The 22,453-nt window shown below is 69.0% G+C and carries 22 protein-coding genes; 11 read left to right on the top strand and 11 right to left on the bottom strand.

Annotated features, from left to right (window positions below; all coding sequences use genetic code 11):
• Nucleotides 1–131 precede the first annotated feature (131 nt).
• Genes SNE34_RS00845 through tldD form a run of 4 tightly spaced genes read left to right on the top strand, consistent with a single transcriptional unit; the run spans nucleotide 132 to nucleotide 7,653 of the window.
• Complete coding sequence (locus SNE34_RS00845; protein ID WP_332613795.1) at nucleotides 132–743, top strand: Maf family protein; 612 nt, start codon at nucleotides 132–134, stop codon at nucleotides 741–743.
• Nucleotides 740–2,227, top strand: coding sequence for a ribonuclease G (rng, locus tag SNE34_RS00850; RefSeq protein WP_332613796.1), 1,488 nt, complete (start codon nucleotides 740–742; stop codon nucleotides 2,225–2,227). Before SNE34_RS00845 ends, rng begins: the two co-directional genes overlap by 4 nt.
• A 24-nt stretch (nucleotides 2,228–2,251) precedes the next feature.
• Nucleotides 2,252–6,214, top strand: coding sequence for a YhdP family protein (locus SNE34_RS00855; RefSeq protein WP_332613798.1), 3,963 nt, complete (start codon nucleotides 2,252–2,254; stop codon nucleotides 6,212–6,214).
• Nucleotides 6,211–7,653: a metalloprotease TldD gene (gene tldD / locus SNE34_RS00860; protein WP_332613800.1), complete on the top strand. Its 1,443-nt coding sequence runs from the start codon at nucleotides 6,211–6,213 to the stop codon at nucleotides 7,651–7,653. Before SNE34_RS00855 ends, tldD begins: the two co-directional genes overlap by 4 nt.
• 11 nt (nucleotides 7,654–7,664) lie before the next feature.
• On the opposite strand, the gene yjgA is transcribed toward tldD, so the two are convergent.
• Nucleotides 7,665–8,231 carry a ribosome biogenesis factor YjgA gene (gene yjgA, locus SNE34_RS00865; RefSeq protein WP_332613802.1) on the bottom strand — a complete coding sequence of 189 codons (567 nt, stop codon included), beginning with the start codon at nucleotides 8,229–8,231 and terminating at the stop codon, nucleotides 7,665–7,667.
• 49 nt (nucleotides 8,232–8,280) lie between these two features.
• Between yjgA and pmbA the strand changes: the two genes are divergently transcribed.
• The gene (gene pmbA, locus SNE34_RS00870; RefSeq protein WP_425604435.1) at nucleotides 8,281–9,627 is read left to right on the top strand and encodes a metalloprotease PmbA; all 1,347 of its coding nucleotides are present in this window, start codon (nucleotides 8,281–8,283) and stop codon (nucleotides 9,625–9,627) included.
• 210 nt (nucleotides 9,628–9,837) lie between these two features.
• Nucleotides 9,838–10,182, top strand: a complete 345-nt coding sequence (locus tag SNE34_RS00875; protein WP_425604436.1) for a DUF4870 domain-containing protein — start codon at nucleotides 9,838–9,840, stop codon at nucleotides 10,180–10,182.
• Between the two features lie 236 nt (nucleotides 10,183–10,418).
• On the opposite strand, the gene SNE34_RS00880 is transcribed toward SNE34_RS00875, so the two are convergent.
• Genes SNE34_RS00880 through SNE34_RS00900 form a run of 5 tightly spaced genes read right to left on the bottom strand, consistent with a single transcriptional unit; the run spans nucleotide 10,419 to nucleotide 14,189 of the window.
• Complete coding sequence (locus SNE34_RS00880; RefSeq protein ID WP_332613808.1) at nucleotides 10,419–11,300, bottom strand: polyprenyl synthetase family protein; 882 nt, start codon at nucleotides 11,298–11,300, stop codon at nucleotides 10,419–10,421.
• Nucleotides 11,293–11,556 (bottom strand): exodeoxyribonuclease VII small subunit, encoded by a 264-nt coding sequence (locus SNE34_RS00885; protein WP_332613811.1) that lies wholly within the window; start codon nucleotides 11,554–11,556, stop codon nucleotides 11,293–11,295. The genes SNE34_RS00880 and SNE34_RS00885 overlap by 8 nt, the downstream gene beginning before the upstream one ends.
• Before the next feature lie 31 nt (nucleotides 11,557–11,587).
• On the bottom strand, nucleotides 11,588–12,943 hold the full coding sequence (gene tilS, locus SNE34_RS00890) for a tRNA lysidine(34) synthetase TilS (protein ID WP_332613813.1): 1,356 nt from the start codon (nucleotides 12,941–12,943) through the stop codon (nucleotides 11,588–11,590).
• 33 nt (nucleotides 12,944–12,976) lie between these two features.
• Nucleotides 12,977–13,228, bottom strand: coding sequence for a hypothetical protein (locus SNE34_RS00895; protein WP_332613815.1), 252 nt, complete (start codon nucleotides 13,226–13,228; stop codon nucleotides 12,977–12,979).
• Nucleotide 13,229: 1 nt separating this feature from the next.
• Nucleotides 13,230–14,189, bottom strand: a complete 960-nt coding sequence (locus tag SNE34_RS00900; RefSeq protein WP_332613817.1) for an acetyl-CoA carboxylase carboxyltransferase subunit alpha — start codon at nucleotides 14,187–14,189, stop codon at nucleotides 13,230–13,232.
• Nucleotides 14,190–14,320: 131 nt separating this feature from the next.
• Between SNE34_RS00900 and SNE34_RS00905 the strand changes: the two genes are divergently transcribed.
• Entirely contained in the window at nucleotides 14,321–15,571 is a 1,251-nt protein-coding gene (locus SNE34_RS00905) for a tetratricopeptide repeat protein (RefSeq protein ID WP_332613818.1), read from the top strand.
• A gap of 45 nt (nucleotides 15,572–15,616) precedes the next feature.
• Here the strand turns inward: SNE34_RS00905 and SNE34_RS00910 are convergent, their stop codons facing one another.
• The 3 genes from SNE34_RS00910 to SNE34_RS00920 all read right to left on the bottom strand — a co-directional run bounded on the left by SNE34_RS00910 (nucleotide 15,617) and on the right by SNE34_RS00920 (nucleotide 17,764).
• Complete coding sequence (locus SNE34_RS00910; RefSeq protein ID WP_332613820.1) at nucleotides 15,617–16,786, bottom strand: alpha/beta hydrolase; 1,170 nt, start codon at nucleotides 16,784–16,786, stop codon at nucleotides 15,617–15,619.
• Nucleotides 16,787–16,935: 149 nt separating this feature from the next.
• On the bottom strand, nucleotides 16,936–17,349 hold the full coding sequence (locus tag SNE34_RS00915) for a GFA family protein (RefSeq protein WP_332613823.1): 414 nt from the start codon (nucleotides 17,347–17,349) through the stop codon (nucleotides 16,936–16,938).
• 61 nt (nucleotides 17,350–17,410) lie between these two features.
• Nucleotides 17,411–17,764 carry a DMT family protein gene (locus tag SNE34_RS00920; RefSeq protein WP_332613825.1) on the bottom strand — a complete coding sequence of 118 codons (354 nt, stop codon included), beginning with the start codon at nucleotides 17,762–17,764 and terminating at the stop codon, nucleotides 17,411–17,413.
• Nucleotides 17,765–17,942: 178 nt separating this feature from the next.
• Between SNE34_RS00920 and SNE34_RS00925 the strand changes: the two genes are divergently transcribed.
• Nucleotides 17,943–18,491, top strand: coding sequence for a porin family protein (locus SNE34_RS00925; protein WP_332613827.1), 549 nt, complete (start codon nucleotides 17,943–17,945; stop codon nucleotides 18,489–18,491).
• A 65-nt stretch (nucleotides 18,492–18,556) separates the two neighbouring features.
• Here the strand turns inward: SNE34_RS00925 and SNE34_RS00930 are convergent, their stop codons facing one another.
• On the bottom strand, nucleotides 18,557–19,054 hold the full coding sequence (locus tag SNE34_RS00930) for a TspO/MBR family protein (protein ID WP_332613828.1): 498 nt from the start codon (nucleotides 19,052–19,054) through the stop codon (nucleotides 18,557–18,559).
• Nucleotides 19,055–19,163: 109 nt separating this feature from the next.
• Nucleotides 19,164–20,060, bottom strand: a complete 897-nt coding sequence (locus SNE34_RS00935; protein ID WP_332613830.1) for a MerR family transcriptional regulator — start codon at nucleotides 20,058–20,060, stop codon at nucleotides 19,164–19,166.
• 97 nt (nucleotides 20,061–20,157) lie between these two features.
• Here SNE34_RS00935 and SNE34_RS00940 point away from each other — a divergent pair, with 97 nt between their 5' ends.
• From SNE34_RS00940 to SNE34_RS00950, 3 genes are all read left to right on the top strand, one after another.
• Complete coding sequence (locus SNE34_RS00940) at nucleotides 20,158–20,688, top strand: fasciclin domain-containing protein (protein WP_425604421.1); 531 nt, start codon at nucleotides 20,158–20,160, stop codon at nucleotides 20,686–20,688.
• A gap of 93 nt (nucleotides 20,689–20,781) precedes the next feature.
• The gene (locus tag SNE34_RS00945; protein WP_332613831.1) at nucleotides 20,782–21,009 is read left to right on the top strand and encodes a DUF378 domain-containing protein; all 228 of its coding nucleotides are present in this window, start codon (nucleotides 20,782–20,784) and stop codon (nucleotides 21,007–21,009) included.
• A gap of 10 nt (nucleotides 21,010–21,019) precedes the next feature.
• Nucleotides 21,020–22,453 carry a cryptochrome/photolyase family protein gene (locus SNE34_RS00950; RefSeq protein ID WP_332613833.1) on the top strand — a complete coding sequence of 478 codons (1,434 nt, stop codon included), beginning with the start codon at nucleotides 21,020–21,022 and terminating at the stop codon, nucleotides 22,451–22,453.

Here is a 22,453-nt window from a genome sequence, read left to right on the forward strand (position 1 = left end):
AGGGGGTGAACGAACCGTGAGCCGTGTCGGGGTTACGCCATCGGCGTGGGCTGGCGCTCAGTTGCTGCAGGTTATGCTTTCCAACCTCTGCAGGCCGCTTGGGGGCGGCCTTTGCCCGACATTGGAACCCGATGCTCTATCTCGCCTCGAAATCGCCGCGACGTCGTGAACTGCTGGGCCGGCTCGGCCTCGAATTCGGCGTGCTCGAGCTCGACATCCCCGAGCAGCGCCAGCCAGGCGAACCGCCGCGCGACTACGTGTGCCGGGTGGCGCGCGAGAAGGCCGGTGCCGGTCTGCTGCAGGTACTCGGCAATCCGTCCGCACTGGTGCTGGGTTCCGATACCGAGGTGGTGCTGGACGACGAGGTGTTCGGCAAGCCGGCCGACGCCGCCGACGCGGCGGCGATGTTGCGGCGGCTGTCGGGCCGCACCCACCAGGTGATCTCGGCGGTGTCGCTGGTGTCGTCCGGGCGCGAACTGCAGACGGTATCGGTATCGCAGGTCACGTTCGACGAACTCGACGACGCCCGCATCGACGCTTACATCGCCACCGGCGAACCGTTCGGAAAGGCCGGTGCGTACGCGATCCAGGGCGGAGCCGAAATCTTCGTGAGCCGACTCGACGGCAGCTACTCCGGGGTGATGGGCCTGCCACTGCGCGAGACCGCGCGCCTGCTGGCCGGCTTCGGGCTCGGCTCGACCTTCGGCCCCGCTTCTGGCCCCCAGGCCACGGAGGCCGCATGAGCGAGGAGATCCTGGTCAACGTCACCCCGCGCGAGACCCGCGTGGCGGTGGTCGAGAACGGCATGCTGCAGGAACTGCACATCGAACGCGGCTTTAACCGCGGCGTGGTCGGGAACATCTACAAGGGCCGGGTGCAGCGGGTAATGCCGGGGATGCAGGCCGCGTTCGTCGACATCGGGCTGGAGCGCGCGGCCTTCCTGCATGCGGCCGACATCGTCAAGCCGCCGAAGGTCGGCAACGGCGAGGGTGATGAAGCACCCCTGCCGCCGGCGCCGACCCGGCCGATCGCCGAGCTTCTGCGCGATGGCGAAGAGGTCATCGTGCAGGTCGTGAAGGACCCGATCGGCAGCAAGGGCGCGCGCCTGACCACCCAACTCAGTATTCCCTCGCGTTACCTGGTGCTGTTGCCGCGCACGCGGGTGGTGGGGGTGTCGGCGCGGATCGAGGACGAGGTCGAGCGCGCGCGCCTGAAGACCCAGGTCACCGCGCTGGCGCCGGCGGCCGACGCCCACGGCTACATCGTCCGCACCAACGCCGAGTCGCAACCGGCCGAGGCGCTGGCCGAGGACATCGCCTACCTCGGCCGGGCCTGGTCGCTGATCGCGGCCAAGTCGCCCGATGCCCGGGTCGGCGAATGCGTCTACGAAGACCTCACCTTGCCGCTGCGCGCGGTGCGCGACCTCATGCGGCGCGATGTCGAGAAGGTCCGGGTCGACTCGCGCGAGACCTGCGAGCGTTTGCGCGGGTTCGCCGCCCAGTACATGCCCGGTCTCGACGAAAAGATCGAGCATTACGCCGGCGCGCGGCCGATCTTCGACATGTACGGTGTCGAGGACGAGATCCAGAAGGCGCTGGCCCGGCAGGTGCCGCTGAAGTCCGGCGGCTATCTGGTGATCGACCAGACCGAGGCGATGACCACGGTCGACGTCAACACCGGTTCGTTCCTCGGCCAGCGCAACCAGGAGGAGACCGTCTACCGCACCAACCTGGAGGCGGCGCAGTCGGCCGCGCGGCAACTGCGGCTGCGCAACCTGGGCGGGATCATCATCATCGACTTCATCGACATGGTCGATGCCGAACACAAGCGCCAGGTGCTGCGCCAACTGGAGAAATCGCTCGCGCGCGACCACGCCAAGACCACGGTCTACGACTTCTCGCCGTTAGGGCTGGTCGAGATGACCCGCAAGCGCACCACCGAGAGTCTGGAGCGCCAGCTCAGCGAGCCATGCCACGAGTGCGCCGGCCGCGGCATGCTCAAGACCCCCGAAACCGTCACCTACGAGATCTTCCGCGAGATCGTGCGCCAGGTGCGCCAGTTCGACGCGGCGCGCTTGCTGGTGATGGCCTCGCCGAAGGTGGTCGCGCGGATCACCGACGAGGAATCGGCGGCGGTCGCGGAGCTGGAGGAATTCCTCGGCAAGTCGGTCCGGTTCCAACCCGACGACCAGTACGCGCAGGAGCAGTTCGATGTCGTCCTGCTCTGACCAAAGGTGGATGAGGGCGCTCTAGTGCCCACCCGCGTCCGCCGCCACCTGCGCCACGCCCGCCGTGGCCTCGGTTACACCATCGCGGTCGTGCTGGTGCTGGTGGCGCTCGTGCTTGGCATCGCCAGCCAGGTGCTGCCGCTGGCCGAGCGCAACCCCGACAAGGTCGCGGCATGGCTGAGCCAGCGCGCCGGTCGCACCATCGCCTTCGACCGGGTGCAGACCGAGTGGACCCGGCGCGGGCCGCTGCTGCAGCTCGACAACCTGCGTGTCGGTGACGGCGACAAGGCCTTCACGGTCGGCGACACCGAGATGCTGGTGTCGATCTACGCCGGCTTGTTGCCGAACACGCCATTCTCCGAGCTGCGCCTGCGCGGTATCGACCTGACCCTGGAGCGCGTCGCCGATGGCCGCTGGCAGGTCCGTGGCCTGCCGGGACAGCAGCAGTCGGGAGTCGATCCGTTCGAGGCGTTGGAAGACCTCGGCGAGTTGCAGGTGATCGGCGGCAAGCTCGCCGTGATCGCCCCGAAGCTCGGCATCGACGCACACATTCCGAAGATCGACCTGCGCCTGCTGGTCGACGGCGAACGCGTGCGCGCCGGCGTGCGTGCCTGGCCGGACGTCGACGCCGGGATCGACGCCCGCCCGCTCGACGCGGTGCTGGAACTCGACCGCGACAGCGGCGACGGCCGGGTCTATGCCGGCGCGCGCAAGGCCGACCTGGCGCAATGGTCATCGCTGCTGCGTTTGCTGGGGGTCACCCTGGAAAGCGGCGTCGGCCGTGCCCAAGCCTGGGCGACGCTGGACGACCACCGGATCGCCGGCATCACCGTCGACGCCGCGCTTGATGGCGTGGTACTGCGCGGCGCCCCGGCCAATCCGGCCGCTCAGGCGCCTCGCACCCGGTTCGAGCGGGTCGAGGCCCGCGCGCGCTGGAAACTGGTCGATGACGGCTGGCGCCTCGATGCGCCGAGCCTGGCGTTCACCACAGACGACAGCCGCCAGGTCCTCGACGGCCTGTTGCTGGCTGGCGGCGAACACGTTGCGGTGGCCGCCGAGCGCGTCGATATCGGCCCCTTGGTCGCCGTCGCCGCGCTCAGCGACCGGCTGTCGCCCGACTTGCGTCGTTGGCTGCAGCAGGCGCGGCCGCGGGCCTCGCTGCGTGACATCGCGGTCGCCGGTCGCCGCGGCGGGGCGATGCATGCGCGCGCACGGATCGAGGCGCTCGCCTTCGATCCGGTCGGCGATGCCCCCGGCTTGCGCGGCCTGGCCGCGGACCTCGAGGGCGACGCCGAAGGCTTCCGCCTGCAACTCGATGCCAACCGGCCGGTCGCATTCGATTGGCCCAGCGGCTTCGGCATGGTCCACACCGTCACCCTCGACGGCGCCGTCAACGGCTGGCGCGAGGGCGAGGGTTGGCGGATCGGCACCGCCACACTGGAGATCGATGGCGACGGCTTCGGCGCCGACGCGCGTGGCGGGCTGTGGTGGCAGGGCGACGGCAGCCGGCCGTGGATCGACATCGCCGCCACCCTCGATGACGTCGCGTTGCCGGTCGCCAAGGGCTTCTGGATCCGTCACAAGATGCCGCCGCAACTGATCGAGTGGCTCGACACCGCGCTGGTCGCAGGCACCGTGCAGGACGGCCGTGCATTGATCGTCGGCGACCTCGACGACTGGCCGTTCGACGACAACGACGGACGCTTCGAGGCGACTGGGCACATCAGCGATGCGACCCTGCGGTTCCAGCCGGACTGGCCAGCCGCCACTGCGGTCGAACTGGATGCCAGCTTCATCGGCAACGGCTTCACCGTGGAGGGCAGTGGCGCGCTGGGCGATATCGACATCCCGCAGCTCAGTGGCGCCATCGACCACTACGGCGAGGGCGCGCTGACCGTGGGCGCGCACGGCGATGGCGACGTGTCCGACTTGCTCGGCGTATTGCGGCAGAGTCCGCTGCGCCGGCTGAACCCGGAAACCTTCGACAGCGTGAAGGGCAGTGGCGCGGCTGCGGTCGACTTCAACCTGCGCCTGCCGTTGCAGGCCGGCACCAGCATCGCGATCGACGGCGATGTCGCATTGCGCGACGCCAGACTGGCCGATCCGCGTTGGAACATCGCCTTCGACCGGGTCAACGGTCGCGCCGAATACGACCGCAACGGCTTCCACGCCGACGCGCTGCGGGTGCGCCACGACGACCGTCCCGGCGTGCTCGACCTGCGTGCTGGCGCCGGCCATGTGCGCGAGCGCGGAAACGCCTTCGAAGCCGGGCTGGATGCCGCCTTCGAGGCCGACGCGCTGATTGCGCGCGCACCGGACCTGGCCTGGCTGGCGCCGCACCTGCAGGGACGCTCGCGCTGGAAGGTTGGTGTCACCGTGCCAGCGTCAGGCGACGGCGAATCGGCGCCCGCGCAATTGCAGCTCCGCTCGGATCTCGTCGGCACGGCGCTCGAGCTGCCGGCGCCGTTGCGCAAGCCGGCGGCGACGCCACTGATGGCGACCGTCGACACGCCGCTGCCGATGGGCAGCGGCGATGTCGAGGTCGGCCTCGGTGACGTGCTCGCACTGCGAGCAAGCAGTCGCAATGGCCGCACCGGCGTGCGGGTCGCGCTGGGCAGTCGCCGGGTCGAACAACCGGCGCCGCCCTCGGGGCTGGTGGCCGCCGGCCGTGCCGCATCGCTCGACGCGATCGCCTGGATCGGGCTGGTGCAAGGTGGGACCGGCGACTCGAGTGGCGACGGATTGTCGCTGCAACGCATCGACGTGACGGCCGGGCAACTGCAACTGCTCGGTGGCGTGTTCCCCGAGACCCGCCTGCAGGTGGTGCCGGGCGCGAACGAGGCGACGGCGGTTCGGGTCGAGGGGGCCGCCTTGCAGGGCGCGCTGCTGGTGCCGGCGGCCAAGGGCGCGACGATCGCCGGCCGCTTCGATCGCGTGCATTGGCGCTCCGCGGAACCGGCGAAGGGTGCGGCGACCACGGCGACGGTTGCGACGCCGACGGGTGCCGATGCAGTGGCAGGCGCCGATGTGCCGACGAGTCCGGTGCTCGACCCCGACTTCAACCCGGCCGCGATCCCGCCGCTGTCGTTCGACATTGTCGACCTGCGGATCCGCGACGCCCGACTGGGCCGCGCGACCCTGCGCACCCATCCGACCGCGACCGGCCTGCAGCTCGACCAGTTGCAGACCCGCGCGCCGCAGCATTCAATCGACCTCAGCGGCAGCTGGACCGGACGTGGCGATGCGGCGCGCACGCAACTGGAGGCCACGCTCGACAGCGACGACTTCGGCACGTTGCTCGGCGGCCTCGGCTACGGCGGTCGCCTCGCCGGCGGCGAAGGCCGGGCCCGTTTTGAGGCCGGCTGGCCCAGCAGTCCCGCCGACTTCAGCCTGGCCACGCTCGACGGCGCGCTGACGCTGGACGCGCGCGACGGCCGCCTGCTGGAGGTCGAACCGGGCGCCGGTCGGGTGTTCGGTCTGCTCAGCATCGCCGAATTGCCGCGCCGACTGTCGCTGGACTTCCGCGACTTCTTCTCCAAGGGCTTCGCGTTCAACGAGATCGACGGCGCGATCCGCTTCGCCGACGGCATCGCCCGCAGCGATGCGTTGCAGATCGATGGCCCCGCCGCCGAAATCAACATCCATGGCACCGCCAACCTGCGCAGCGAGACGTTCAACCAGACCATCGAGGTGCTGCCCAAGGCCGGCAACCTGTTGACCGCGGTCGGCGCGATCGCCGGCGGCCCGGTCGGCGCCGCGATCGGCGCCGCTGCCAATGCCGTGCTGCAGAAGCCGCTGGGGCAGATCACCTCGCAGACCTACAAGGTGACCGGGCCGTGGGCCGATCCCGAGGTCGAGGTCATCAGCCGCGAGCAGGGGGCGGCTGTCCGCGGCCGAAGCCGGGCCCGCCGGTTGAAGCATCGGCCATCGCCCGCATATCGTCGGGATAGCGCGCCCCTTCCTTCGTCCAATCCGGCTGCCCCATGACCCTTCCGCTCCAGCTCGCCGAATCCCGCCTGTTGCTGCCTGCCGGCCTCGATACCGGCGGCCTCGAACGCACTTTCGGCACGCTGCTCGGCCCCGGCGTCGATTTCGGCGACCTGTATTTCCAGCATGCCCGTCGTGAAAGCTGGACGGTTGAGGACGGCATCGTCCGCGACGGCGCGCACTCGATCGAGCAGGGCGTCGGCGTGCGCGCGATCAGCGGCGAGAAGACCGGCTTCGCCTATTCCGACGAGATCAACGGCGACGCTTTGATCGCCGCGTCGAAGTCGGCCCGTGCGATCGCGCGCGACGGCAACACCCTGACCACGCAGTCACTGGTGCGCGGCAACGGCCGTTCGCTGTACCCGAGTGACGACCCGATCGACTCGCTCGGCAACGAGGAAAAAGTCGAGGCGCTGCGCACGATCGACAAGCTGCTGCGCGCCGCCGACCCGCGGGTCAAGCAGGTGATGGTGAGCCTCGCTGGTGGCGTCGACACCGTGCTGGTCGCGCGCAGCGACGGCGTGCTCGCCGCCGACGTACGGCCGCTGGTGCGCTTCAACGTGCAGGTGATCGTCGAGCAGAACGGCCGCCGTGAATCCGGCTACACCGGCGGTGGCGGGCGCTACTCGTACGCGGAGCTGTTCGCCGACGGCAAGCCCGAAGCCTGGGGCCGGGAGGCGCTGCGGCAGGCGCTGGTCAACCTCGATGCGGTCGACGCGCCGGCCGGGGTGATGCCGGTGGTGCTCGGCAACGGCTGGCCCGGCGTGCTGCTGCACGAGGCGGTCGGCCACGGCCTGGAAGGCGATTTCAACCGCAAGGGCACCAGCACCTACGCCGGCCGCATGGATCAGCGGGTCGCGTCGCCCGGCGTCACCATCGTCGACGACGGCACCCTGCCCGGTCGCCGCGGCTCGCTCAACGTCGACGATGAGGGCCAGCCGACCGAGTGCACCACCCTGATCGAGGACGGCGTGCTGGTCGGCTACATGCAGGACTCGCTCAATGCGCGGCTGATGGGCATGGCCCCGACCGGCAACGGCCGCCGCGAGTCGTTCGCGCACCTGCCGATGCCGCGCATGACCAACACCTACATGCTGGCCGGCAAGCACGACCCCGAGGAGATGATCCGCTCGGTCAAGAAGGGCCTGTACGCGGTCAACTTCGGCGGCGGCCAGGTCGACATCACCAGCGGCAAATACGTGTTCTCCGCGACCGAGGCCTACCTGATCGAAGACGGCAAGGTCACCGCGCCGGTCAAGGGCGCGACCCTGATCGGCAACGGCCCGGAAACGATGCAAAAGGTGCGGATGATCGGCCACGACCTGGCATTGGACGAGGGCGTCGGCGTCTGCGGCAAGGACGGCCAGAGCGTGCCGGTCGGCGTCGGCCAGCCGTCGCTGTTGATCGACGGCATCACGGTGGGCGGCACCCAGGCGTGAACGCCGCGCTGCTAGGCCGCGTCGTCGTCGCCGGTTGGTTCCGGAAGTTCCGGTTCCGAACCGGCCAGCATCAGCTCGCGCAGCTGCCGGAACAGCTCGCGGAACGCCCGCGGCGGCTTGTTGCGCTTGCGCTCTTCCAAGGTGTTGCGCACCAGCTGGCGCAGGCCTTGGCGGTCGGCGTCGGGGTATTGTTCGATCAGTTCGGCCAGCGCCGCGTCGCCGTCGGCCAGCAGGCGATCGCGCCAGGCCTCGACCCGGTGCATCGCCGCCACCTCGCGCCGGGCGGCGTCGCCCTTCTCGTCGAGCGCGTCGCGGATCGCCTCCAGCGTCTCGTCATCCTCGCGTCGCATCTGCTTGGCCAGGAACGCGAGTTGCCGCTTGTGGGCGATGTGCGAGGTAATGCGCCTCGCCTCGCGGATGTGCGGCAACAGCGCCTCGGGTACCGGCAACTTGCCCAACTGGGCGTCGGTCAGGGCCACCAGCTTCTGCCCCAGCGTCAGCACCTCCAACGCCTCGCGGCGCTGCTGGCTGCGACTGTCGTCGCGGAACTCGCCGGTTTCTTCGTCTCTGCCACGCATCGTCAACGCCCACGTCATTTCGTACTGCAAGGATAAGTCATTGAGCGACATTGCCTCCCACGCTGACAGCGACGCCCACCTCGACCTGCTCGCCGGGCTGTCGCAGCGCCTGCTCGAGCGCGCCCGCGCCAGTGGCGCCGACCAGGCCGAAGTCTCGTGCTCGGAGGACACCGGGCTCAACGTCAACGTGCGGATGGGCGAGGTCGAGACCGTCGAGTCGACCCGCGACCGCGGCATCTCGGTCACCGTCTATTTCAACGGCCGCAAGGGCAGCGCCTCGACCGCCGACCTGCAGGACGCCAGCCTCGCCGCCACCGTCGACCAGGCCTGCGCGATCGCCCGCCATACCGAGCATGACCCGGCCGCGGGCCTGGCCGACGCCGAACTGATGGCGACCGACCTGCGCGAGTTCGACAGCTGGCACCCATGGGCGATCGAGGCCGACCGCGCGATCGACCTGGCGCTGGCCTGCGAACAGGCCGGGCGCGACTTCGACCCGCGATTGGAGAATTCCGACGGCGCCTCGGTCGGTAGCGGCAGCAGCCTGTCGGTGTACGCCAACTCGCACGGTTTCGTCGGTCGCGAGCGCAGCACCCAGCACAGCCTGGGTTGCGCGCTCATCGCGGGGCGCGGCGCCGACATGCAGCGCGATGGCTGGTACAGCATCGCGCTGGCGGCGGACGAATTGGAGTCTGCCGCGACGATCGGTCGCAAGGCCGCCGAACGCGCCGTGTCGCGACTGGCGCCGCGGCAGATCGCCACCGGCCAGTACCCGGTGCTGTATTCGGCCGAGATCGCCCGATCGCTGATCGGCCACCTGCTCGGCGCGGTCTCCGGCGGCGCGTTGTACCGGCGTGCCAGCTTCCTGCTCGACAGCGCCGGCACCCAGCTGTTCCCGGACTGGTTCGCGATCGACGAACTGCCGTTCCTGCCGCGCGGTTTCCGCTCGGCCGCGTTCGATGGAGAGGGCGTGGCTACCCGCGAGTCGCCCCTGGTCGCCGGCGGCGTCCTGCAACGCTACGTGCTCGGCAGCTATTCGGCGCGCCGGCTCGGCTTGCAGACCACCGCCAACGCCGGCGGCGTGCACAACCTGCAGGTCGCGGCCAACGGCGGCGACTTCGAGGCGATGCTGGCCGGCATGGGCCGCGGCCTGCTGGTCACCGAACTGATGGGGCAGGGCGTCAACAACATCACCGGCGACTACTCGCGCGGCGCCGCGGGGTTCTGGATCGAGGACGGCAAGATCCAGTATCCGGTCGACGGCATCACCATCGCCGGCAACCTCAAGCAGATGTTCGCCGCGATCGAAGCGGTGGGCAGCGACGTCGACCCGCGCTCGCACATCCGCACCGGCTCGATCCTGGTAGGTCGGATGACGGTTGCGGGCGAGGGGTGAGCGCGTGTCACAATCGGGACGCAATCCGGTCCCGGTCACTGAGGAGAAAGGCACGTGAATCCGAACGAGAACGACCCGAACCAAAGCTCGCCCGGCACCCCGCCGCCGTTCGATCGTCCGGCGGACACCCAGTCGTCCCGTAGCCAGCCACCGCCGATGGACGAGCCCGCATCGTCGAATGGCTTTTCCAGCGAGCAGCGCCAGTGGGGCATGTTCGCCCACCTGTCGTCCCTGGTCGGCGGCCTGCTGACCTCCGCGGTCGGCGGCTGGGGCACCTTCATCGGCCCGCTGATCATCTGGCTGGTCAAGAAGGACACGATGCCGTTCGTCGACGACCAGGGCAAGGAAGCGCTGAACTTCAACATCACCGTCGGCATCGCGATGCTGGCGCTCGTGCTGTTGTCGATCGTGACCCTCGGCATCGGCCTGGTGATCGCGATCCCCGCCGGTGTCATCATCGCCATTGCCTGGCTGGTGCTGACCATCATCGCCGGCATCAAGGCCAACGAAGGCGTGTTGTACCGCTACCCGCTGACGCTGCGCCTGATCAAGTAGTCGACTCGCGTCGCCCGCCCTGCACGACCTCCGTCGTGCGGGGCTTTAATTTGTAGGAGCGACGTAAGTCGCGACCGCGCCAAGCCGACATTGGCTTGCCACGATCCCCCAACGCGCCGCCGCGCGCCTAGATGCGTGCACGCGTCGAAGCAATCTACAGGCCGCGACTTACGTCGCTCCTGCATTGGAAGCACCTCGTTGCGATCGACAGGCGAAAATTGCCGTGGCCTGGCTGCTCAGCGATCCCGTTCCACCGCCAACCGCCCGAGAGCGCGCAGCGCCTCGGCGCGCGCGCCAAACGGCGCCAACGCACCCCTCATCGCCTGGGTGAGTTCGGCCAGCCGCTCGCGCGAAGCCTGCATCCCCAGCAACGCCGGGAACGTCGCCTTGTCCTGCGCCACGTCCTTGCCCGCGGTCTTGCCGAGCGTGGCGCTGTCGCCTTCGACATCGAGGATGTCGTCACGCACCTGGAAGGCCAGGCCCAGCGCGTCGGCGTAAACGTCGAGCGAGGCCAACTCATCATCATCCGCGCCGCCGCACAACGCGCCCATCCGCACTGCCGCGCGGATCAGTGCGCCGGTCTTGAGCCGATGCAGGTGTTCGAGCTCGGCCAGGGTCAGGGCCCCGCCATTGCCGGTCGCCCCCAAGTCCAGCGCCTGGCCACCGCACATCCCGGATGCGCCGGCGGCGGTGGCGAGAATGCGCAGCAACTCGACCCGGATCGCGGCATCGACTGGCGCCGCGGCCAGCACTTCGAACGCCAGCGATTGCAACGCGTCGCCGGCGAGGATCGCGGTGGCGTCGTCGAACGCGACATGCACGGTCGGCTGGCCGCGGCGCAGGGCGTCGTCGTCCATTGCCGGCAGGTCGTCGTGGACCAGCGAGTAGGCGTGGATCAATTCGATCGCGACCGCGGGCGCGTCGAGTACCAGCGGGTCAGCATCGAACAACACACCGCTGGCATGCACCAGCAGTGGTCGCATGCGCTTGCCGCCGAGCAGCACCGCGTGGCGCATGGCGGCATGCAGGGTTTTCGGTTCGATATCGAGTGCGGGCAGCGCGCCCGCCAGCGCGGCGTCGCTGCGCTCGCGCCAGGCCGACAGCTGCGGGTCAAGCATCGGGCGAAGCGGGCGGCGCGAAGGCTTCGGCGCTGGCCGGATCCTGCGGGTCGCTGAGCAGGCGCACGCGCAGCTCCGCCTGCTCCAGTGCGGCCTGGCAGCGACGGTACAGGCCGACGCCGCGCTCGTAGGCGGCCAGCGACTCTTCCAGGCTCAATTCGCCGTGTTCCATCTTCTCGACCAGCTGCTCGAGCGAGTCGAGCGAGGCTTCGAAATCGGCGACCGGCGAGGCTTCGGGGGTGGTTTTGCGTGGCATGGCGCCAGTGTGCGACCGGGGTCGGGGATGGTCAATCGGCCCGCGGGCGCGATGGTGCCAGGTGCCACTGCAGGCACGCACCGCGCTCGTGTAGCCACTGCTCGAAGCTGGCCGAAAGGATCCGGTCGCCGGCCGCCAGCAGCTCGCCTTCCATGGTCGACAGCAATGGCAGGCAGGTGCGCTGCCATGGCGGGATCGCACGCTCCTGCAGCACCTGTTTCAACGAATGGCTGTGAGCCCGGCTGGCCAGAGTGATGCGCTCGCCGCCACGGCGCGCACGCACGAGCAGGCTGCGCCCGAACCCGCCGGCCTCCCGGTTCGCGGCTGAAGCCGCTCCTACAAAAGGCCGGAGCGCGAGGGTTGCACTGTCCGGCAGCACCAACGGCTCGACGCCGTCCCACTCCACTTGCCACCCGTCGGGCAGCGGCGCCAGCACCCGGCCGGCATGCAGCACGTCACGCCACGCATGGATCATCGCGCCATGCCATTCGAAACAGGCCGTCGCATCCGGGCGCGCCGCCAGCAGTTCCGATTCGACCCGGGCGATCCCATTGGCAGGCAGCGGCGACAGTCCCAGCGTCGCGATCCAATGGCGCAGCACCCTCGCGCGCTGTGGCGGCGACAGCCCGGCAAGACGCGTCCGGGACAGGGACGCGGGGTCGTCGGTGACCACACCCACCAGCGCCGCGGAGTCATCCGCATCGAGCAGCACGGCCGCCTCCGCGCACAACTCCGCCGAACGAGCCAATGAAGCCGCCGCGTGCGGCCAGCGCTCGCCCAGCAGCGGCAGCACCTCGCGACGCAGGAAATTGCGGTCGAACGACACGTCGGCATTGCTCGGATCTTCGATCCAGCGCAGCCCAAGCTCGTTCGCATACGCTTCAAGCGATGCGCGCGCGATCCCGAGCAACGGCCGCCACAGATGCCCGCGACCGAATCCGCGCCATTCCCGCATCGCCCCGAGCCCGTCCGGACCGGAGGCGCGCATTGCCCGCAGCAGGAAGGTCTCGGCCTGGTCGTCGCGGTGATGCGCGAATACGAGAATCTCGTTTTCCCCCAACCCTTCGCGGAACGACGCGTGGCGGGCCTGCCGGGCCGCGGCCTCCGGACCATGCCCGGTATCACGCGCGACTTCGACGCGGGTAACCGTCAAGGGAACGCCAAGCGCTGCGCAGGTCGCCTCGCACCCGGCCGCCCACCGGTCGGCCTCGGCGTGCAAGCCGTGATGGACGTGCCAGGCGCGCAGGCCACGTGCGCGTGCCGCAGGCGACGCGGCCAGCGCGTGCAGCAGCACGGTCGAATCCAGCCCGCCACTGAAGCCCACGCACAACGGTCCCGCCGAGATGCGTTGCAGCGCGTCATCGAGCAGTGCGGGCAGGGCTTGCATGCGCGGCGGCCGGGCTGCGCGCGGGAGCGCGGCTCAGCGCGGTCCCCACCTGCGGCGGGTGTCCGTGTCCACGCCAGCATCGCGATCGTTTTCATCACGCGCGGCGCGGTCGAGGCTGCGGCTGGACGGCTTGAGCAGGCAGGCGCCGGCGACCAGCAGGCAGGCGACCGCCAGGCCGAACGCCATCATCGCGAACATGATGTTGGAGCCCAGCAACAGGAACGCACCCAGCAGCAACACGCCGCCGGCCGCCGCCCAGATCATCGCCATGAACTTGCCGCCCATCTCACGCCACCTCGTAGGCGCCGTAACCGCGCAGGCGCTCGTAGCGACGCTGCAGCAGTTCCTCGGGGGGCAGGGCTTCGATCGCGTCGAGCTCGTTCATCAGCACGGTCTTGAGCCGGGTCGCCATTTGCTTGGGGTTGCGATGGGCGCCGCCGGTCGGTTCGCGCACCACCTTGTCGACCAGACCCAGGCCATGCAATCGGGTCGCGGTCAGGCCGAGCTGCTCGGCCGCGTCCTTGGCCTTGCCGGCGTCCTTCCACAGGATCGACGCGCAACCCTCCGGCGAGATCACCGAGTAGGTGCTGTATTGCAGCATCACCGTGCAGTCGCCGACGCCGATCGCCAGCGCGCCGCCGGAGCCGCCTTCGCCGATCACGGTGCAGATGATCGGAACCTTCAGCTCGGCCATTTCCAGCAGGTTGCGTGCGATCGCCTCGGACTGGCCGCGCTCCTCCGCGCCGATGCCGGGGTAGGCACCGGGGGTGTCGATGAAGGTCAGGATCGGCAGTTCGAAGCGCTCGGCCAGCTTCATCAGCCGCAGCGCCTTGCGGTAGCCCTCCGGCCGCGGCATGCCGAAGTTGCGACGGATCTTGCTCTTGGTATCACGGCCCTTCTCGTGGCCGATGATGACCACGCTGCGGCCGTCGATCCGACCCAGGCCGCCGACGATCGCGGCGTCGTCGCTGTAGGCGCGGTCGCCGGCCAGCTCCTGGAACTCGTCGCACATGACCCGGATGTAGTCGTTGGTGTGCGGCCGCGCCGGGTGGCGCGCCAGTTGCGACACCTGCCACGGCGACAGGTCGCGGAAGATCTGCGCGGTGCGCCGGCGCAACTTGTCCTGCAGCGCGTGGACCTCGGTGTCCGCGTCGACCGCCGAGCCATGGCTGGCATGGCGCAACTCCTGGATCTTGGCCTCCAGGTCGGCGATGGGTTGTTCGAAAGCGAGGTAGTTCGGGTTCATGCGTCCGCGGGCTCTTGGGCGGCAATGCCGCCGGTGATGGGACAGTCTAGCCGACCGGCCCGGACCATACCGAGGCGTCCGGCGGCTCCCGGGGTGCTGCAGCCGTGGGGCGTTGTAGCCTGAACCGGTCAATGACCAAGGAGCTGCACATGGACGACCGGCGTCTCCCCCTTCATTGGAGTGCGGGTTTGGTGCTCTCCATCGGCGCAATCCTGCTGCTCGCATTCATGGCGGATGGCCGGGCCATGCAGGGCGGGAACGCCGCCACGCGGGCGTCCGCCGTCTTTCCCCTGGCCGAACGGACGTCACCGGGCAACACCCTCACGCCCCGGCAGGACTTCTGGATGAACCAGGTCGCCGACCTCTACAACAACGGCCAGCGGGTCAAGGCCATGGCGGCGGCCGACAAGATCCTGGCGAACGACGCGAACACGGATTTCATGAAGGCCAAGGCCGCGCGGATCGCCGCGCAGGCCGCGTTCGAGACCGGCAAGGCCGATGCGGCGATTGCCTACTACCAGCAGGCAATCTCGCTTGACGCACTGGACAACGACATGCATTTCGGCGCGATGCGGAACCTCGGTGTCTTGCTGCTCGAGCAGCGGCGTTTCGCCGACTCAGTCGCCACCTATGACCGGCTGTTCGCCGAAACCAGGGCCAGGAGTCCGTCGGACCTGATCGTGCAAGGCCAGGCCCTTTACTCGATGGGACGTTACCCTCAAGCGGTGCCGGTCATCGAGGAAGCGATCGCCGGCCACGCGGATCCGAATCCGAAGTGGCAGGGGCTGTTGACCAGGGCCCACATGAAAGTCGGCGAGTTTGCACAGGCGCTCCGACTGGCCCAGCAGGTCGCCGCGGGTTCTCCAACCGGCCGGCAGATCCAGATGAACCTCGCCTACGCCTATCAGCAGAACGCGATGCCGCAGGAGGCGGCAGCGGTGCTGGAAGCAATGCGAAGCAGGGGACAGTTGCACACGGCTGCGGACTACCAACAACTGTCGTCCATTTACACCAACCTGGACGGCCACGAGAGGCAGGCGATCGATGTCATCAACGAAGGCCTTGAAGCCGGTGCGCTGAAGCCGGATTTCACCACGCTCGAGACCTTGGCGAAGTTGTACTACCTGGCCGGCCAGAAGGCCTTGGCCATCGACGCCTACGCGAAGGCGGCGCCGCTGGACGACGACGGTGCGACCTATCTCGACGTGGCGACCCTGTTGGTCGAGGAAAACCGCATCGCCGAGGCCCAGGTCGCCGCCCGGCACGCGCTCGACAAGGGACTGGAAGGTGCGCGGGGTGCTCAAGGCGCGCGGGATATCCTGGCGGTGTCCAAGGTCGACGCGCTGAAGGCCGAAACCCTGTGCCAGGGCTGCAACCTGTGAAGTCCCGTGCGCAGGAACGGAGTCTCCACCCCTGCGCCTCCTCGATCAGGAGCCGTTCGCCACCGTCTCCATCGACGCCGGGCACCCGCCTCCGGTCGCCAGCGGCCGCACGGTTTCGAGCAGGCTGACCAGCGTCTTGCCGGGCTCCTCCCACGGCATCATGTGCGAGGAGTGTTCGAACCACACGCCCGCCTTGCATGGCGCATCAACCTTCGCAAGCCACGCCGCCGTCGGTTCCGACGGCGTGGTGTAGTCGTGCCGGCCCATGAACATCACCACCGGGATCGGGAATGACCTCACCCCGGTGAAGTCCACCGCCAGGAACTCCGGCAGCACCCGCGCGAGGGTGAACATGCTGCCCTCGTTGATCGCGCGCACGTCGTCGGCGTTGTATTCGGGCGACAGCCATGGACCGCGGTAGTAGTACGTCGAGTCCGCCGTGTACGCGGTCATTCCGCCGTAGTGCTGGGGCCATTTGCGCGCAATGATGATGCGCTCGCGGGTGATTGGCTCGTTGCCGGGGTAGGGCGCGATCGCCTCCATTTCGGCGATCGCCTCGGCGTTGCCTTCCTCCCGCGCCCGGCGCAGGCCGTATTCGAAGCTCACCTCTTCGTTCACCCGGGTATTGATGACCTGGCCGATGCCGACGTAGGCGTGGAACAAATCGGGGCGTTCGAGCGCCGCCTTCATCGCCACGATCGTGCCCCAGCTGTGGCCGACCAGCACCAGCTTGTCCTTGCCGAGTCGCTCGCGCACGTGCTCGGCGATCTCGATCGCATCGTCGACGAAGGTATCGATGTGGATCGTGTCTGCGATCGCCTCGGGTTCGCTCGCCCGCAACGTCTTGCCGGCGCCGCGCTGGTCGTAGTGGACGACCGTGAAGTACTCCTCGATCGGCCGCTGGAACTGCCACGTCGTCGGCATCGCCGGCGAGGCAGGGCCGCCGTGCACGAACAGGATCACCGGGTTGGCGCGGTCCTGCCCGCGGATGTTGATCCACTGGTCGATGCCGCCAATGCGGGTCTTGTAGGTGTCCTGCACGCCGTTCGGCGTCCTGATGCGGGTGAGGTCGCGCACCGACTCGCGCATCTTCCCGCACAACTCGCCGCAGTCCGGCGCGTAGGCTTGCGAAGGCGTGGGTTGCGCGGCCGTGGACGACAGCGGCAGGGACAATGCGGCGACCAGCAACAGGGTCAGCGGTCCGGTTTTCAGCATGGGGTCTCCGATGCGGGCGTCCGCGGCTGCCGTGCCGCGGTTCGATGCCAGTCTATCCAGCGTCCGCGACCCGCGCGGGTGTCGAAAGGCGTTGCAACCCCGGGGGGCCCGCGTGCATCGCACCCATGCCGGTATTCGCCGCCGAGCGATCATGCACCCGGGCGATCCGAAGGATGATTGACGCCGTCCTCGTTGCTGACGCCGGGTATCTTCAATGGATTGATCCCTTCCAGGCAGCCGACGTTGTAGCCGTACTGCTGCGGGTTGGAGCGGCGCTGGTGGTGGGTGTAGATGCCGCACACGCCGCAGAAGTAGTGCCGCGCGGTAAAGGTGTTGAACTGGTAGAGCCGCAACTGGTCGGAGCCACGCACCACATGCAGCCCGGACAGCGGCACCGAGGCAACCACTGCGCCCTTGCGCCGGCAGATCGAGCAGTCGCACCGGCGCGGATCGACGATGCCGTCCGGCAACTCCAGTTCCAGCTCGACCGCACCGCAATGGCAACTGGCCCGGTGGCGCGCCAATACCGCCACGCCCGCCACCTCGTGGATCCGGTGCGTCATTTCGGCCTCTCCTGTCGTCGGGTGGCCGACTATACGACTGCCGGACGCCACCACCGCCGCCTCACGTCCCCAGCTTGTCGCGAAACATGAAGTACACCGCCCCGACCATGCACAACCCCGCCCACAGGAAATCCAGCTTCAGCGGCTCGCGCAGGTAGAACACCGCGAATGGCACGAACACCACCAGCGTGATCACCTCCTGCAGGATCTTCAGCTGCGCGATCGAGAACACCGTGTAGCCGATCCGGTTGGCCGGCACCTGCAGCATGTACTCGAAGAACGCGATGGCCCAGCTGACCAGCGCCGCCACGATCCACGGCTTGCTGCCCAATTCCTTCAGATGGGCATACCAGGCGAAGGTCATGAACACGTTGCTCAGCGCGAGCAGGGCGATCGTCAACCAGGTGGCGTGCATGGGGCGGACTGCGGGAGGAATGGGGGGACATCATGCCCGCGGCGGACGCCGTTTTGCCGCTGTCCGCACACTCCCTCGATGGGAATCGAATTAACGAAAATTTGACAATCCCGGGGCGGGCGACCATCCTGCGCGCCGCCCAAGCGTGGGCACCAAACAAGCAAGGATTGAGAGCACCATGAAGAAGACCCTGATTCTGTCCTCCGCGCTGGTCCTGGCCATGCTGGCCCCGACCGCGTTCGCCGCAGACGGCAGCGCCGGCTACATCCGCGCCGAGGTCGGCCAGAGTGACATCGACGTCGACGGTTTCGGCAGCGAGACCGACACCTCGGCGACGTTCGGCGGCGGCTACTGGTTCAACCAGAACTTCGCCATCGAAGGCCACGTCGGCACCCTCTACACCGAGTCCGTCGGCAACGATACCGACGTCGACCTGGTCTCGTTCGGTGCCGGCATCGCCGCCAAGAAGAACTTCGGCCCGGCCCACACCGGCTTCTTCATCGGCGGTCGCGTCGGCATCGCCCGCCTGACCTTCCAGGTGCGCGAGGACACCTTCGACGTGGTCGACGACGAGCACTCCACCAAGCCGTACTTCGGCGCCAGCGTCGGCTATGACTTCAACCCGCGCTTCGGCCTGTCGTTGAACTGGGATCGTCGCCAGGCCGAGGCCGGCGGCCTGGACGCCGACATCGACACCATCGCGCTCGGCGGCGAATTCCGCTTCTGATCGCGCCGCGTTGATCGCAACACCGCGGCCGCCTTCGGGCGGCCGTTTGCTTGGTAATTCGGGCGCTACAGCACCTGCGGATTGAGCTGCCAGGTGGAGTAATTGAGGAAGCCGGCGAACGTCACCCAAGCCCAGTACGGCAGCATCAGTGCGCCGGCAAGCGGACGGATGCGCCAGAACGCGATAGTCGTGGCGCCGATCAGCAACCACAGCAGCACCAGGTCGGCGAGCGCGGCACCGCCCATGTGCCAGCCGAAGAACAACCAGCTCCACAGCGCGTTGACCGCAAGCTGCACCAGATAGAGCGTCAGCGCGCCGCGGGCCGCGGCGAAGCTGCCCGCCTTGCGCCACACCAGCCACGCGGCGATCGCCATCAGTGCATACAGCACCGTCCACACCGGGCCGAACACGTCAGCCGGCGGTGCCCAGCCCGGCCGCACCAACTGCTGGTAGAACGTGCCGGCCTGCATCGAGGCGATGCTGCCGAGGCCGGCGGCGAGGAAGGTCACCAGCAGCGATAGTGCGAGCCCCTTCAGTGCGCGAATGTTCGCGGATGAATGCATGGATGCGTGGCTCCGCGGAGGATGTTCGCCCAAGGGTAGGGCGTCGGTCGCAACAGGATGTCAACGATTGGCAGCCAGCCGCCCCCCGGATGCGGCGATGCCAACTCGGCTACCGGGAGTTGCGATTGCCGAGCCGGTGCCGGCCGAGCTGGACCAGGGCCATCGGCTCGGTCACCGCTTGCACCCGCGCGATATCCAGGGCTTCGGCCAGGTACCGCGCGTTGGCACCACCGATCCACACCGGCACGCCGGGGGCCAGGGCGCCGTCGAGCTCCCGCAACGCGACCAGCGCGGCTGGCGCCTGGCCCGGATCGACCGAGCTCAGTGCCACGGCGACGGTGTCGAGTCGGGTCGTCACGCGCGCGATTTCCAATACCGGCAGTTCGGTCCCGAGGTACAACACCGGCAACCCGGCCTCGTAGGCGTGCAGCGCGGCCCCAAGCAGTCCGAGTTCGTGCGGTTCGCCGGGCAGGGTGGCGAACAGCAACCGCGGCCGGGCTTCGCGTGGATTCTGGTTCAGTACCGACAGCAGCCGTGCGCGCAGCAGGCTGCTGACCAGCCGCTCCTGCGCGATCGCCAGCCGTCCGTCGGCCCAACGCAGGCCGACCTCGCGCAACAGCGGAGTCACTACCCGTGCGACCAGCACCTGGACCGGCAGGGTCGCGATCGCCACCGACAGGTCGCGGTCGAACACATCCACGCGATAGTCCGCGATCGCATCCAGCATCCGCCCAGGCAGGGTTTCGACGCCGCCGTACCCGACATGGCGACTCTCCTCCAGCAGCCGGTCGAGCGCGTCGTCCTCCATCCCGGCGAGATCGCGGATGGGGTGGCCGCGGTCGGTCAGCCGATGCAGCCGGGTCAGCCGCTCGACCATCGCCGCGTCGTACAACCGCCTGCCGCGGTCGTCGCGGTGCGGCACCACCGCGGCATGGCGGCGCTCCCACGCCCGGAGGGTTTCCGGGGTGAGTCCGCTGAGTTCGGCGGCGGCCTTGACGGGAAACATGCCGAGCAATGTACAACAAACGTACAAGATCAAATTGTACGTTCATATAACAGACCATCCCCGAAACTGGCGCCATGTTCCCCAACAGGCCACCGCCATGACCCGCCATACCCGCACCCTCCACGCCTTCGTCGCCGCGCTGGCGCTGGGCCTTGCCGCCCCGCTGGCCGTTGCCGGCCACCACGAGGGCGAGCACGCCAAGCCGATGCAGGCCAAGGGCGACATCGTCGACACCGCCGTCGCCGCCGGCCAGTTCAACACCCTGGCCGCGGCGCTGACTGCCGCCGGGCTGGTCGACACGCTCAAGGGCAACGGCCCGTTCACCGTGTTCGCCCCGACCGACGCCGCCTTCGCCGCCCTGCCGGCCGGCACTGTCGAAGACCTGCTCAAGCCCGAGAACAAGGACAAGCTGGTCGCGATCCTGACCTACCACGTGGTTCCGGGCCGCTACCCGTCCGGCCGCGTGGCCGGCCTCGACACTGCCACCACCGTCAACGGCGCCGCGGTCGACATCACCGCCGCCGAGGGCGGGGTCATGGTCGACGGCGCCAATGTCGTCACCGCCGACGTCACCGCCACCAACGGCGTGATCCACGTGATCGACAAGGTCCTCATGCCGGGCAGCTGATGCCGACCGTCGCCGCGAAGCCCGCCGCGCTCCTCGGCGGGCTTCGCACCTATTCGACATCCACCCAACCGCAAGCTGCCTGGAGGCAAACAAATGAAAGCACTGAATCTGGTGACACTCGTGCTGCTGATCGTCGGCGGCATCAACTGGGGCCTGGTCGGCATCGCCCAGTTCGACCTGGTGGCCGCGATCTTCGGCGGCCAGGACGCCATGCTCGCCCGCGTGGTGTACGCGCTGGTCGGACTGTCGGCGATCTGGCAGATCTTCCCGCTGGTGAGTGGGGACAAGGGCAGCATCGCGCGAACCGAGGTGCGCCGTTGATCGCTTCCCGATGACGGTCGCCATCGTCTGGTTCCGCAACGACCTGCGCCTGCGCGACCACCCGGCATTGCAGGCCGCACTGAAGGCCGGGCTGGCGCCGCTGCCGGTGTACATCCACGCCCCCCACGAGGAGGGCGACTGGGTGCCTGGCGCGGCGTCGGACGCGTGGCGGCACCGCGCGCTGGCCGCGCTCGATTCCGACCTGCGCGGCCGCGGCTCACGCCTGCACGTGTTCGCCGGCGACAGCCTCGCCACGCTGCAGGCGATCGCCGCCGCCACCGGTGCGACGGCGGTGTTCTGGAACCGCCGCTACGAACCTGCGATCGAAGCGCGCGACACCCGCATCCGTCGAGAACTGCGAATCCAGGGCCTGCGCGCGGAAGGGTTCAACGGCAGCCTGCTGTTCGAGCCATGGCACCTGGAGACCAAGGCCGGCGATCCGTTCCGGGTGTTCACGCCATTCTGGAAGGCCGCGCTGTCGCGCTGGAACCCGCCGCGCACGCAGCCGGCGCCGAGTTGGCTGCCCGGTATCGAAGCCATTCCCGGCGAGCGCGCGCTGGACGACCTGGCGCTGACGCCGGCCCCGCCGGAGCCGCGCTGGGACGCCCCGTTCTGGAACCACTGGACCCCCGGCGAGCGCGGCGCCGCGGCGGCCCTGCGGACCTTTGTCCACGACTCCCTGCACGACTACAGCAACGGCCGCGACCGGCCCGCCGAGTCGCTCACCTCGCGGCTGTCGCCGCACCTGCACTTCGGCGAGATCGCACCGTGGCGGATCGTCGCCGAGCTGGCCGACGCCGGGCCGCCCGACCAACGCGCCGCCTACGTGCGCGAACTGGGCTGGCGCGAGTTCGCCCACCACGTGCTGCACCACTTCCCGCACACGCCGGATGCCAACTTCAACCCGCGCTTCGATGACTTCGAATGGGCCGATCCCGCGCCGGAAACGCTGCACGCCTGGCAGCACGGCCGCACCGGCGTGCCGCTCGTCGACGCCGGCATGCGCGAGCTGTGGGCCACCGGCTGGATGCACAACCGCGTGCGCATGATCGTCGCCAGCTACCTGACCAAGCACCTGCGGATCCACTGGCGGCACGGCGCGCGCTGGTTCTGGGACACCCTGGTCGACGCCGACCTGGCCAACAACACCCTCGGCTGGCAGTGGGTGGCCGGCACCGGGGTCGACGCCGCACCGTACTTCCGGGTGTTCAACCCGGTGCTGCAGGGACGCAGGTTAGACCCCGGGGGCGAGTACATCGCGCGTTGGCTACCCGAATTGCAGCCGCTGCCGCCACGCGCGCGCCATGCACCGTGGGAGGCCGGCACTGCCAACTGCGTGGTGATGGGGGACTACCCCCGACTGCCGTTGATCTCCCTTGCCGACGGGCGTCGCAAAGCGCTGGAAGCGATTGCGCGATTGAAGAGGCGACAGAGCCGTGAGTGA

Origin of the sequence: Novilysobacter erysipheiresistens (genome assembly GCF_036663935.1) — a bacterium.
In the GTDB taxonomy this organism is placed as follows: domain Bacteria; phylum Pseudomonadota; class Gammaproteobacteria; order Xanthomonadales; family Xanthomonadaceae; genus Novilysobacter; species Novilysobacter erysipheiresistens.